Genomic DNA, 12534 nt, shown 5'->3' on the forward strand with positions numbered 1-12534 from the left:
CCTATATACCATTGACTAAATAGGGGATCTAAATCTTTTAAATCCATGGCAATATATTTTAATGTTGATAATTGTTGTTTTATATCTTCATCACCAGTTTTTAATGCCTTGTTTAATACGGTATGTATCATTTTTTCTAACATAGTTTTATTATCCTAAATTTATAGTGGTTTATAAAAGGTCTGTACCATCAATCCACTTACAGTATCGAAATTTTTTTTTGCTGCTTCTTCCATAAAATACCACTGTAACTTAGCCGATTTATATTTAAGCGCAATCATACTTTGTGACCTTGCTTCATCTATTAGTTGTCTATATACATTTTTTCTAATTATTTCAGGCTTTTTAGAGTCTAAAAACTGCGCATAATTTCCTTTAGCCTCAACCAGTGTACATGGTATTGGCCATAAGCCATCAAAAGAGACATCATTTAAAAGCCATTCTTCAATCGGGGTCGAAGGTTTTGTTTTTCCCTCTGAAACTGAAGGCGTGCCTGCTCTAAACTTTAATGGATCACTTAACATATTGGATATTTTAAATTGATATTTGGCATTATCGGAGTCACCAAATGAAATTTTCTTGCGATGTTTTTTGCCAAACTTAAAGGCTTCACATTTTTTACATTTGGTTTGTTTTTCCTTTTCGATTTCTTTATTTTTGATTTTTTCTTGTGTTTCTTTGGCAGTTTTCTTTAAATCTTCTAAAGCTTCAGGAGATAACGGAATTTCTCTAGTATTTGGAATTCCAGCGAAAATGACAGCTCCTGTTCCCACACCTATGGGCTTACCACTTATGCTAGGTGACGTAGGAGTTGGTTGTCCAATTTGAGGCTTTGGTGTTGTTTTTGTAGGATTCGGTTGATCACCAACACCAGCCCAACCGAGTACCAAAGTAGAGAGATTATCCATTTTATGTCCTTAATTCATTTCGTACTCTAAGACTGATAATAAATCTTTGGCTTTAACATTCGATGCAAAGATAAATTTTTGAATATTTTCATCAAATAAAAAGTTTTTTCTAAGAATTACATTCCAAATGATAAGCTCAATCATGACACCGTTATCTGTAATTAATTGAGTGACGAGTAAATCAAAACTGTTATAAATTTCTGTTTTAAGATGTTGTATTTCATGATCATAAATCGAAAGTAATAACGAGTTTTCTAAAATTTCGTTGTAAATACTTTCACATATTTCATCTCTATCTTTTAATGATTCTAGGCTGAGTATCTGATTTTGATTAAGTTTCATTATTGTTGATCTCATACCCCAAGTCATTGAGTTTAAAATAATATGCATCAATTCCGTTCATAAACTCTTTTTTTTGTTCTGGCGTTAAGATTTGGTGAAGTCTATTTAAAATTCGTGGGTCATAGAATCTCAAAATACCGATTCCTCCATCTTCTAATTCAAGATAAAGTTTTTCACGTAATATATTTTTCAATTGTTTTATGCTGAGTGCGCTTTTGAAAAAAATCATCGCATTATGTTGATTCATCAACTTGATAATATTCTCGAATTGTAAAGATTGAATAAACGGTAAATGAATTAAAATTCCACCAAATAAATAAGCTTGTTCTTCAAAGGTATCCTTAAATAGATAATCACATGAGCCAAAGGTATGTTCAATATGCGTAATTTGTTTATGGTCGATCTGAGCACCATCGATTAGACAATAGAATCCTAGATTTTTTTGATTATTCTCAATGAATTGATCAAAATCTTTTATTGTTATAATCATCGCCTGATAATTCCCAAACCTCGGTTAGCCGCATCCATTAAACATTCTACACAGATGGGTTGTTGTAAAGGGAAAATTGGCATAGATATTCTTTCACCAGTTTTAAATTGGTGTTGACCTGCATGAACTTTGAATTCTCGTGGTGTAATAAAGGTTATTCCATCTTTACCAATGATTAACTGAGAGTCTGCTGCCATATACTCCTCTTTTTTTAATAGATTTTGTTAAATTTGTATTTTATTTATATTAATATACCTGTTAAGTAAACTACAAAGTTAATTACAAAAATGACATTTATCCTTGCGATTCAACTTAAAGACAGTGCCATCGTGGCTTCTGATCATCAATCTGCCATTTTACATGAAGATGGTTTTTTAGATTTCTCAGAAGAAAAAATTAGAAAAATGCACTATTGGGAAGAGGGCATGATTACGGGGAGTGGCGAGTATCATGTGGTGCAAAGAGCTTTTGAAATTTTTAGTTTAATTGCGTGCTCAAACATACAAAAGTTGCCTGAATGTCTTGAGATTTCAAGAAGAGCTAGAGAGTTAGAAGTGGGTACAGATTATTCTCAGATACAAAGGACAAAACTGCTATGTTCTCGTTTTACAGAACAAGGTGCACAGCTGTATACAGTAGCTCGTTTGGATCATCGAGATAATTATACGATGACAGCAATAGAACCAATGAAAATATCACTTTGGATGTTTAATCCAGATGTATCGGCTGTAATTACAGACTTACAGTATTTATTCGATCATTTAAGAAACTATTCATCTTTTAAAAGTTTAAATGACTGGTTTGAATATTATATTCCCCAAATCGCTAGAATCTATAAAAAGCAAAGTAAACATGATGCTTTTATGAGTGAAAGTTTTGATATTTATTTTCAAAATAAAGAAAATTATTACTCAGGTCCTGTCCCTAACAGAAGTGAAAAAATCGCGAAGATATCAATCTTATAAAATTATTCTAAGAAGTTGTATAACAAATAATAAAGTTATTGAGTTCAATAGGCTTCTTCAACGAAGATTTGTTTGAACAATTCTTTTATACAGAGAACCTTCACCCTAAGTGAATAGGAGAAGGAACCTTTAAAATCAATTATAACGCATATTATTTTTTGCAAAATTAATAATTTAACGTGATACTTTGCTGTGTATTTTGATCAATTTGCTTTTGACTGACCGCATCATTTTTACAAGTGTAATTTTCAAACAATGAAAGCTGATCGGCAAAGTGTGGATCAAGTTGACCATTTCGATCAATAAAGCCACTTTGACCTGGGGCAAGAATAGAACACATTGTCACTTGGCTAGGATCTAATACCACACGGAAAGTCGCACTTCCAGTATTGCCATAAGTGTTGAGTTGTTGTTGATTTGCCTGATCAGCCCAAGGAATACCGACAGAATTTTTGTTTGAAAAACCCATAGTCGCGACAGGTATTTTCCAGTCACTCGGTTCTTTCGAGTTATATTGGCTAGTTAATTCGAGCAATGTTTTTTCAAGTGCGATCAAAACCACATCTTCAGGCAATTGACCATTCAAGAAATCAACGGTTTGAGGAACCGTGGCTTGTTTAGCTTGTAAAGCATTCCAGATGAGTTTCGATGCGCTGGCTGGCTGAGTACTTCTCGGATCATTGTTGACTGGATAAAGTGTATCTGTGTAACGTGTATAAATATTTTCAGATAAATGAGGTTTAAGCACAAGTTCTATCATGTGATTGAGCCATGTTCGCATAATCGCTGGAGCTGCACCCTGATAAAATTTTCCTTCACTGTCAGGGCGTAATTTAAAATCCCAACTTGCTAATAATGGTGCGACCTTTTTGGCTAAAGGCGAAGATTGACGACTTTGAGCCGCTTTGACCAGATCAGGAATAAAATAGCGTGCATTCAGGTCTGACCAAGCCCCCAGTTTATTGATGTCCCAAATATCCTGCTGGCTTAATTTTTGTTTGCTCGTCAAAAGTTCTATTAGTTCATTGACTCGATCGACATAGGAAAAGTTAGATGAGTCTGAACGTAAGCCAGCATAAGCCTTATTGTTCCAACTGCTGATATAGCCTTTTTCTGGGTTATAAGCTTTGGGATTATGCGAAAAATCATAAAAACCTTGCCATTCCATCGAGCCGTCACCCTGAGCTGGCAACTGAATATGTTGATTTTCAGGGCGGATCGGTAAACGCCCCAATGCAGCAACACCAATATTATTTTGTGTATCGGCATAAAACCAAGTAATAGATGCTGCAACACGCTTGGCTTGATCAAGAAACTCATTCCAGTTATTTGCTTTAGCTGCATTTGCCCAACCTAATAATGTTTCAATTTCTAGACCTTCCCAACTCCGTTTTTGAGCATATGCGGTATGGTTTTTTTCATCCCATGTACTGACAAAGCCCTGTTTGCTTTTATAAACATCTAAAACATGGTCTGCTTGATTACGTACTTTAATACTGATTTGACGATGTTCTAAAGGAATATATTGTCCTTGATAGAGATATTGCTTTGAATTATTCGGATTTAATTTGAGTTGATAAATATCGTTAGTATCAAGAGAGCCGACTGTCGAACCCCAAGCAATTTTACCATTGGTACCAAATAAAATTGCAGGTAATCCAACTGGTGTAATCCCTGTCAGATTATAACCAGCACCATGTAATCCGATGGAGTAAGTAATTGCAGGAGTGTACCAGCCTTGCTGTGGACCATTATATAAAACCGTTTGACCTTCAACCGTTTTATCTGCTTTGACAACCCATGCATTACTTGCAGTAGGAACACCATCGACCACACTCTTACCCATTGCGACTCGGGCTTGAGCGAGATATTGCTGAGCGGCTTGATCTGAGATCGGTGAAATATTTTTTACTTGCGCTTTTTGATGCACTGAGATTTGTGCTTTTTGATCACTTTCAATGATCGTTGGAGCGCTTGGATCATCTAGCCAACGCAATTGTTGATAGAGTTTTAAACCTGTAGCTTGACCTTTTTCTTTCTGAAGTTGTGTCAGTAAATCTAAATTTGAGACCTCTGAACTGGCAGAAAAGAATCGATTTAGAATTAAACCGACCCAAACCATTGCAATATCTTCTGATGCCCATAGCGATGGTTGAAAATCATAATCAATAAACTCTTTTGGCATCAGTTCAGGATTTGCCAATACTTCTTTGATGCGTTTATTGAAACCCGCGGCATAGCCATCAAAAATGGCACGATCTTCAGGGGAAAGTTGCGCAATTTGCCGTTTAATTTCATCTGGGTTAAAGCGGCTATGTGTTGCGATATCATATTGAAGGTATTCTGACCCAAGTACTTCCGCAACAGTGCCTAAGCCGGTGCGTTTAGACATTTCCATCTGAAATAAACGATCTGTTGCTACCGCATAACCATAACCATAAAAAAGCCCATATGTATCATCTGCATAGATATGAGGTGTCCCATAATTATCTCGTTTAATGCTGACTTGCTTTTGTGGTTGATTTGACTCTAGATGTGAAGAGGAACTACAGCCTGCTAGAAAGAAACAACTTAAAGCACTTGCTTTGAGCAAATGGACTAAACGGAGTGGCTGAGGGTTATATATGCTTAGTTTCAATTGAAATATCCTTTTCATTATTATGAGAAAACAGTACTTTCAGTGGCATCGGTCTAAAAATAGTGAGCTTAAAGACGTACGGGCTTGCATTGTTGATAAAATTATTGTTATTTTTATATGTAATTTTCTAGTATTTGTAAGGTATATCTTTATACTTTTTCCAAAATGCATTTTTAAAAGTCTATTTTAAAATGATGAATATTTATTAAGAATATGATTTATATATTTATTTTATATGATCTTGAATTGGTTCTTTTACTTTAATCAAATGTTTATAAATCAGACTCTCAAATATTTTTTATTCATTGGAGACTAGAAAAAGATCAAATTTATAGATCTGTATTTTAAAGCTGTTGTTTTTAAATATTAAAGATGGAGCGTTCTATAAGTTAAGCGAGTTTTGAGTGGGATTGTTCAGTTTTGGTGTGATTAAAGTTGAGATGTTGTGACTTTATTAATGTTCCATGAAGGATGATTGGATCATGCTTAAACACCAAGCTGATTACTCAATATATTTTATATTTGTGACTGTTGGGTTTGTATCTTATGGAAATTCAACAAAGCAGGGCAATTAAATGGAATTAAGACATCTTCGTTATTTTGTCACGGTCGTTGAAGAGCAGAGTATTACCAAAGCTGCGGAAAAGTTATGTATAGCTCAGCCACCTTTAAGTAGACAAATTCAGAAGTTAGAAGAAGAACTGGGTATTTTGTTATTTGAACGGGGTTCTCGACCCGTAAGAACAACAGATGCAGGTCAATTTTTTTATCAACATGCTGTGCAAATTCTTACACATACTGCACAAGCAACATCTATGGCAAAGCGTATCAGTTCAATCAATATGATTATACGGATCGGCTATGTCAGTTCTTTACTGTATGCTTTGTTGCCACAAATTATTTACTTATTTCGTCAAAATAATCCTGATATTCAGGTTGAGTTGCTCGAATACGGAACCAAAGATCAAATTGAAGCTTTGAAGCTTGGAAAAATTGATTTGGGTTTTGGACGTTTGAGAATCAGTGATCCTGCAATCAAACGAATTTTACTGCGCAAAGAAAAATTAAAATTAGCAATTCATAAAAATCATTATCTGACTGAGTATGTCCATAAAGGGATTTATTTATCTCAAATTATTGATGAATCGATATTTTCTTATCCGGCAACACAAAAACCTAATTTTTCTACGTTGATTCAATCTATTTTCACTGAATTAGGTTTAGTGCCAAAAAACATGATAGAAGTTCGTGAAATCCATATGGCATTAGGTTTGGTTTCATCGGGTGAAGGGGTATGTATTATTCCTGAAAGTGCCAGTGATATTGGAATGAAAAATCTAGTTTATATCCCAATATTAGATATGGAAGCATATAGTCCGATTTCTTTAGCGGTAAGAAATATGGATCAAAGTCCTTATTTATCCAAAGTGTTAGAGTGCGTTAAACAGGTATTTGAAGAAGAAGGAATTCCCTTGCAATTCGAAGGGTACTAGGTCAAATACAGCGAGTAGGAGCTTTGTTGTATTTTAGCTTTAATCGCTGAGTGATGTATGTTGTGCCTGTCAAAATGGATGATGAGATGGGGATTTAGCAAAAGGTATGACAATATACTTTTAATGATATGGAAAATTACATTAATAATTCCAATACTTAAGCTTAAGCCAAAACACTTAAAGATTATATAGCACTGATTTTTATTTAATTTATTAAAGTGAACTGGATTGAGATAACAACGGGATAAAGGTCCCATCGTTGCAATAAACAAAAACTTAAGCTTTCAGGAAAGGATTTCCTATGTTGAGATTAAATGTATTTTATAAAGTGCAAAAAATCGCACTTTATACCGCTTTAGCTTACTTAAATGTTCATGCTGCTCATGCAGACTTTTTAGAAAATAGTGAAAAAAGTATTTATTTACGTAATTTCTATATGGAACGGGACATTGAAGGTACAAATAAAGATATTGGGAGTTGGTCACAAGCTGTGATGGGACGTTTTGAGTCTGGCTATACAAATACACCCGTACAGTTTGGATTAGATTTAGGTGTGCAGTATGCATTGCGTCTGAGTGATCGTTATGACGAACGATCAGATACCATTTTTAAATATGATCAATCTGAAGGGCGTCAGGCACGAGATTATTTAAAACTGGGTGCGACTTTAAAATTAAAATATCAGGATACCGAACTCAAAATTGGTGAACTTTTTCCAAAAACGCCCGTATTATTCATGGATGACTCTCGCCAACTGATCACAACTTTTGCCGGTGTAATGTTGGAAAGTAAAGACATTGAAAATTTAAAGTTATCTGCTGGTAGATTTACACATGTCAATGCACGTGATGATGATGAGTTTAGGAAATTTACTTTAGGTGCATCGACAGATCCTCGTAAACGCAGTGATGGATTAAATTTCATTGGTTTGGACTATAAGCTGACACCGCATTGGAATGGTGCTTATTGGTTTGGACAACTTGAAGATATTTATCAACAACACTATGTCAGTGCAGCATATTCAAATCAAATAGGCGCAACAAAATTTAAAGTAGAAACTCGCTATTTCAATTACAAAGAGGATGGTGATGCTTATTTTGGAAAGATTGATGCTCAATCCACGAGTTTGCAAAGTACCATGCAAAATGGTGCAAATACATTGTCTTTAGGCATACAGAAAAATTCAGGAGAAGATAATATTCCTTTGTTAAATGGCTTTGTTCCACAAGGCTATTTACAAACGTGGTCATCGGTTGCTTTCTATAAAGCCAAAGAATTCACTTGGCATGCTTTATATAGTTATGATTTTAAAGACAACGGAATTCCAGGTTTGAAACTGACATTACGTTATTTAAATGGAAGTGGTATTTATCGGGCAGGATTAAAGGACAATAAAGAAACTGAAAAAAATCTGATTGTTAGTTACATCGTTCCACAAGGAAAATTTAAAGGTCTAGGTGCTGAGTGGCGGCATATTCGTGCTGATATTAAATATGGAGCAGGAAATACTCCAGGCGCAGATTTTGTAGAAAACCGTATTTTAGGAACATATACATTCAAATTTTGATTGGATGGAAAACTCAATATTTTTTTATTGGGCTTCGTAACAATCAAAAACTATCATTGATTGAATATGGATAAAATTATTATCCATATTCAATTTTTGCCATGAAAAGATCAGCATTTTTTCTTCCTTTAAATGAATAAGCCCATTAATTTTTCTAAATTTAATAACTGATGTTACGCACTTGATTGAAATTAAGTAGGTGAAAAAGAAAAAGCTAAATTTACACGACGGAGACTTACATCCAAAGTTTAAATTTATGGAATAGCCTTCGGCTCGATGTACTTTTGTTTTGGCATGAGGAGCAAAGCTCCGCAAGGGCAACTATCTTGCGCAGCGACATCGCTGCTCACCGCAGAACTCGTTCACTATCGTCAAAATATTCAAAGTTTCGCAGAAACTTTACTTATTAGAAGGAGTCCTGCCTCAAGCAATTGCGGATGACGTTTTCGCGTATCCATATTCATCTAGCTCCAAAATTTAATTTTAGAGTTACTGCGTAACATCAGTTAATAAAAGAAATACATCAAGAAAATGTGTAGATTCCTCATTCAAAAAATATGATTAAATGATAATGATATTTATTTGCATTTATGTTGCATTAGGCTTAGCATGATGTCTAACTTTTCATGATGTTGATCAATGAAATAAAACAGTGTGTCGGGGGGAAGACTTGGTTTTTGTGAATTTTTCCCTTTTGAACGTGAGCATCAATCAGTTCAAAAAAGATATTTAATTTTATAAGGAAAGCACAATGAATAAGATTGCCTTGAATTTACAAGATGAAATTGCTGATACTTTATTGATTACATTGTATGCAAAGTCCGTAGAAACACGAAAACAAGTTCCTCTGATCAACGATCAAACGGCTTGTGAATTGGTCGAAAAAATTGATTATGATTTTTCAAAATACAAAAATAAAACCGCAAGTTCAGTTGGGGTTGCAATTCGCTCTAATCATTTTGATCAGAAGGTGAAGCAATTTATTCAATGCCATCAAAACCCAATAGTTGTTTTTGTTGGGTGCGGATTAGACACACGCCTTCAACGTATTGGTGAAAGTGCTCAGCAAGCACAATTTTATCAACTCGATCTCGATGAAGTGATAGAACAACGAAAGAAACTGTTATCACCACAAGAAAATGAACATTTAATTGCCAGTTCCATGCTCACAACAACATGGATGGATCAATTGAAACAAGATCACCCTCAAGGAGACTTTATGTTCGTCATAGAAGGGGTGTTAATGTATTTTAATGAAGCACAAAATAAACAAGTTCTTATCGGTTTGGCAGAACGTTTTTCAGGGGCAGAAGTACATTTTGATATGCTGAATCAATGGATGAGCACCAAATCATCATTACATGACACTGTGAGTAAAACCAAAGCAACTTTTAAGTTTGGTCTAGATGACGACAAAGCGATTGAAGCTTGGCATCCTAAACTCAAATATGGGCAGACTTATTTATTTAATCAGTTTAAAGGTTGGCGTCGAATGGGCATTATTTTAACTACTTTAATGTCAATTATTCCGCAAATGAAAACATCTTCACGGATTTTAATGTATCGAATTAAATGACGCTTTTAAAAATGCCAAGAGTTTATTTTAGAGCCTTTTATCGAGATAGATGGTGACTTTTAAACCTTGTGGTTGGTTGTGACTAAATTGAATGGTGTAACCGTAGCGTTCAAGGATCAATTTAACCAAAGATAAGCCCAATCCATGCCCATTATTTTGCGACGATTTACGCCAAAATCTTTGTGTTAATAAAGTTAGTTCATTGTCAGCGAGTCCGATACCATGATCAATGATCATCAATTTACCTTTTATTAATTGAATTTCAATTGTTTGCTGAGAATTTGAATGAATATATGCATTTTCAATCAAATTTTTTAAGATGATATTCAACTCAGTTTCAGGAATTTGAATAGTTTGCTCAACCGCTATAGTCAGGTTTAAATTGTTTCTGATTTCAGGGTAGTTCGACTCAAGTTCAAGCATAACTTGCTTTAAACTTTGACCAATATCTGTAGAGACAGGCTGAAATGCTTGTAAAGTCATAGCCTCCATCTGACTGAGCAATAACAGTTGTTTTAATAGTTGTTCATAGCGATTAATACTATGTTCTGCTTGTTCAAGGTTTTTAAATGCCGCATGATCTGTCATTTGAGACTGAGCTAACATGAGTTTACTCAGTTGAACGTGTGTTTTGATTGCGGTCAATGGACTACGCAACTCATGTGCAGCGAATGCGGTAAAACTCTTTTCATTTTCAAGACTTTTATGAAGTTGTTGAATTAAATCAAATAAATTGTCCACAAATGGCTGGATTTCTTTGGGAGTATTTTGTGACTTCAATTCAATCAAATAGAGGGCGGATTCCGATAAATTCTGTTTTTTCTTAATCAAGGTATTGGAAATATTTTGTAGCGGACGAAATTCCACTCGCATAATCCATAAAATCAACAGAATACATAAAAAGAGTGTAGCGATCAGTGGGATCAAAACGGATTGTAAAATTTGTTTGAGCAATGAGTGGCGTAGTTGTAGTTTTTCAGCAGTTACCACCTGAATATTGCCTTTTTGAATGACATAACTGCGCCATTCTGTATTCTGATAACGCCATGTACTAAAACCAGTTTTTTGTGTCTGTAGATTTTCTGGCGCACCACGAGTTCGAGCCACGATTTTTTGTTCAACGGCAATATTTGAGCTAAAAACCGAGACCTCACAGGCAATCAGATTTGGATGATTAATATCCTGAGTTTCATGTTGGAGTGCTGAATGAATGTCTTGTAGAGGGAGCTGTTGAACTAAACGGATCACCATATGTGCTGAGGCTGATAAACGTTCATCTAAGGTGTTTTGTAAGCGTTTGGCTAAATCAAAATAAAGCCAACAGAAAACAAATGACCACAGTAATACAAAGATAACAGTAATACTGACCACGAGCCTCCATTTGAGACTGTATCCTTTCACTTGCTTTGCTCCGGATTTTTTAAGATATAACCGACCCCTCGAACGGTTTGAATAATATTGCTATGAATTTTCTGTCTTAGATGATGGATATGAACTGAGATTGCGTTACTTTCTATAGAGTCTTGAAAGCCGTAAATTTTATCAATCAGTTGTTCATTTTTTAAAATTTGATTTGGATAGAGCATAAAGATTTCAAGCAAACTGTATTCACGTCGAGACAAGCTTAATAATTGATTTTGATAAAAAACTTCTTGTGTCTCACAGTTAATTTTGAGCTCACCCATCTGTAATATATTGGAAGAATAGCCAGCATAGCGGCGTGACAATGCCAATATTCGCGCAATAAGCTCATTTAAATCAAAAGGCTTAGTGAGGTAATCATCGGCACCAGCATTTAATGTCTCAATGCATTGTTGAGTTCGATTGCGTGCGGTTAAGACTAGAACAGGGATATGAATTTGATCTTTTCGCCATGATGCAAGTAATTCTAAGCCATCTTGGTCTGGAAGCCCCAAATCCAATAAACACAGGTCTACTGAACTTTGACGGATAAAATAATCAGCTTCACGAGCTGTTCGTGCATGTTCAACTGAAATGTTTAAATAATCTAGTGCAGCCAATATGCTTTGAGCAATGTAGGGATCATCTTCAACTAATACGACAAACATGAGATTTCCTCGGTAGATGACTGCATTCTACAAATAAATTCGCTTGTTAATACTTTCTTAATGATTGTTTTTAATTGATCAACAAGATTGGTTAAAAATAAGATAAGAATGGTTTAACTATAAATGAATAATCAATACATTATCGTGACTTGAGGGCTAAATCAAATGACAAACTTGTCGTTGATTTATCCAAGCGTTGAATTGGAATGTGGTCTAAATAGACAGAGAATATCTTGACTCAAAAATAATCAAGCGATATGAATAACTCGGGGCAAGAAAAAATAAAATAATTAAAATAAAAAGCCGGTTACTTTAACCTAAGTTCGATAAGAATTCTTGATGAAATATGATACTCGGAAACGTCATCCGCAACTGTTTGAGGCAGGACTACTTCTATAAAGTATTGTTTCTGCGACTGATTAAATATGTTGCTGGTGGTTGACGAGTTTTGCGGTGAGCAGCGATACCGCTGCGCAAGATGGTTGC

The 12534-nt window shown here is 34.8% G+C and carries 11 protein-coding genes; 4 read left to right on the forward strand and 7 right to left on the reverse strand.

Translation table 11 applies throughout. The features are described 5' to 3' along the window. Window positions 1–161 precede the first annotated feature (161 nt). From AC1Z3T_RS20835 to AC1Z3T_RS20850, 4 genes are read right to left on the reverse strand one after another with little or no spacing between them, the layout of a single operon-like run. On the reverse strand, window positions 162–908 hold the full coding sequence (locus AC1Z3T_RS20835) for a Tox-REase-5 domain-containing protein (RefSeq protein ID WP_100884964.1): 747 nt from the start codon (window positions 906–908) through the stop codon (window positions 162–164). A gap of 9 nt (window positions 909–917) precedes the next feature. Next, a complete protein-coding gene (locus AC1Z3T_RS20840) occupies window positions 918–1250 on the reverse strand; it encodes a hypothetical protein (RefSeq protein ID WP_009584635.1) in 333 nt (110 codons plus the stop codon). Further along, on the reverse strand, window positions 1240–1740 hold the full coding sequence (locus AC1Z3T_RS20845) for a DUF4123 domain-containing protein (RefSeq protein WP_046759853.1): 501 nt from the start codon (window positions 1738–1740) through the stop codon (window positions 1240–1242). Before AC1Z3T_RS20845 ends, AC1Z3T_RS20840 begins: the two co-directional genes overlap by 11 nt. After that, window positions 1737–1937 carry a hypothetical protein gene (locus tag AC1Z3T_RS20850; RefSeq protein WP_009584604.1) on the reverse strand — a complete coding sequence of 67 codons (201 nt, stop codon included), beginning with the start codon at window positions 1935–1937 and terminating at the stop codon, window positions 1737–1739. Before AC1Z3T_RS20850 ends, AC1Z3T_RS20845 begins: the two co-directional genes overlap by 4 nt. Before the next feature lie 132 nt (window positions 1938–2069). Between AC1Z3T_RS20850 and AC1Z3T_RS20855 the strand changes: the two genes are divergently transcribed. Then, a complete protein-coding gene (locus AC1Z3T_RS20855; RefSeq protein WP_228153687.1) occupies window positions 2070–2705 on the forward strand; it encodes a hypothetical protein in 636 nt (211 codons plus the stop codon). A gap of 166 nt (window positions 2706–2871) precedes the next feature. Here the strand turns inward: AC1Z3T_RS20855 and AC1Z3T_RS20860 are convergent, their stop codons facing one another. After that, the gene (locus AC1Z3T_RS20860) at window positions 2872–5343 is read right to left on the reverse strand and encodes a penicillin acylase family protein (protein ID WP_100884965.1); all 2472 of its coding nucleotides are present in this window, start codon (window positions 5341–5343) and stop codon (window positions 2872–2874) included. A 575-nt stretch (window positions 5344–5918) separates the two neighbouring features. On the opposite strand from AC1Z3T_RS20860, the gene catM reads away from it, so the two are divergent. The 3 genes from catM to AC1Z3T_RS20875 all read left to right on the forward strand — a co-directional run bounded on the left by catM (window position 5919) and on the right by AC1Z3T_RS20875 (window position 9979). Continuing rightward, window positions 5919–6836 carry a cis,cis-muconate-binding transcription regulator CatM gene (gene catM / locus AC1Z3T_RS20865; RefSeq protein ID WP_009584605.1) on the forward strand — a complete coding sequence of 306 codons (918 nt, stop codon included), beginning with the start codon at window positions 5919–5921 and terminating at the stop codon, window positions 6834–6836. A 301-nt stretch (window positions 6837–7137) separates the two neighbouring features. Continuing rightward, window positions 7138–8403 carry an OprD family outer membrane porin gene (locus AC1Z3T_RS20870; RefSeq protein WP_005029778.1) on the forward strand — a complete coding sequence of 422 codons (1266 nt, stop codon included), beginning with the start codon at window positions 7138–7140 and terminating at the stop codon, window positions 8401–8403. A gap of 751 nt (window positions 8404–9154) precedes the next feature. Next, complete coding sequence (locus AC1Z3T_RS20875; RefSeq protein ID WP_100884966.1) at window positions 9155–9979, forward strand: class I SAM-dependent methyltransferase; 825 nt, start codon at window positions 9155–9157, stop codon at window positions 9977–9979. A 27-nt stretch (window positions 9980–10006) separates the two neighbouring features. Here AC1Z3T_RS20875 and AC1Z3T_RS20880 read toward each other — a convergent pair whose 3' ends face one another. Then, entirely contained in the window at window positions 10007–11380 is a 1374-nt protein-coding gene (locus tag AC1Z3T_RS20880; protein WP_100884967.1) for an ATP-binding protein, read from the reverse strand. Beyond that, window positions 11377–12048: a response regulator gene (locus AC1Z3T_RS20885; RefSeq protein ID WP_004831272.1), complete on the reverse strand. Its 672-nt coding sequence runs from the start codon at window positions 12046–12048 to the stop codon at window positions 11377–11379. The genes AC1Z3T_RS20880 and AC1Z3T_RS20885 overlap by 4 nt, the downstream gene beginning before the upstream one ends. Window positions 12049–12534 lie beyond the last annotated feature (486 nt).

This window comes from Acinetobacter sp. B-6 (assembly GCF_056930735.1).

What these genes read in the sequence shown, in the direction of transcription:
- AC1Z3T_RS20885 (WP_004831272.1), bottom strand. Translation starts at nt 12,048, where the DNA reads ATGTTTGTCGTATTAGTTGAAGATGATCCCTACATTGCTCAAAGCATA.
- AC1Z3T_RS20850 (WP_009584604.1), bottom strand. Translation starts at nt 1,937, where the DNA reads ATGGCAGCAGACTCTCAGTTAATCATTGGTAAAGATGGAATAACCTTT.
- catM (WP_009584605.1), top strand. Translation starts at nt 5,919, where the DNA reads ATGGAATTAAGACATCTTCGTTATTTTGTCACGGTCGTTGAAGAGCAG.
- AC1Z3T_RS20870 (WP_005029778.1), top strand. Translation starts at nt 7,138, where the DNA reads ATGTTGAGATTAAATGTATTTTATAAAGTGCAAAAAATCGCACTTTAT.
- AC1Z3T_RS20835 (WP_100884964.1), bottom strand. Translation starts at nt 908, where the DNA reads ATGGATAATCTCTCTACTTTGGTACTCGGTTGGGCTGGTGTTGGTGAT.
- AC1Z3T_RS20845 (WP_046759853.1), bottom strand. Translation starts at nt 1,740, where the DNA reads ATGATTATAACAATAAAAGATTTTGATCAATTCATTGAGAATAATCAA.
- AC1Z3T_RS20840 (WP_009584635.1), bottom strand. Translation starts at nt 1,250, where the DNA reads ATGAAACTTAATCAAAATCAGATACTCAGCCTAGAATCATTAAAAGAT.
- AC1Z3T_RS20875 (WP_100884966.1), top strand. Translation starts at nt 9,155, where the DNA reads ATGAATAAGATTGCCTTGAATTTACAAGATGAAATTGCTGATACTTTA.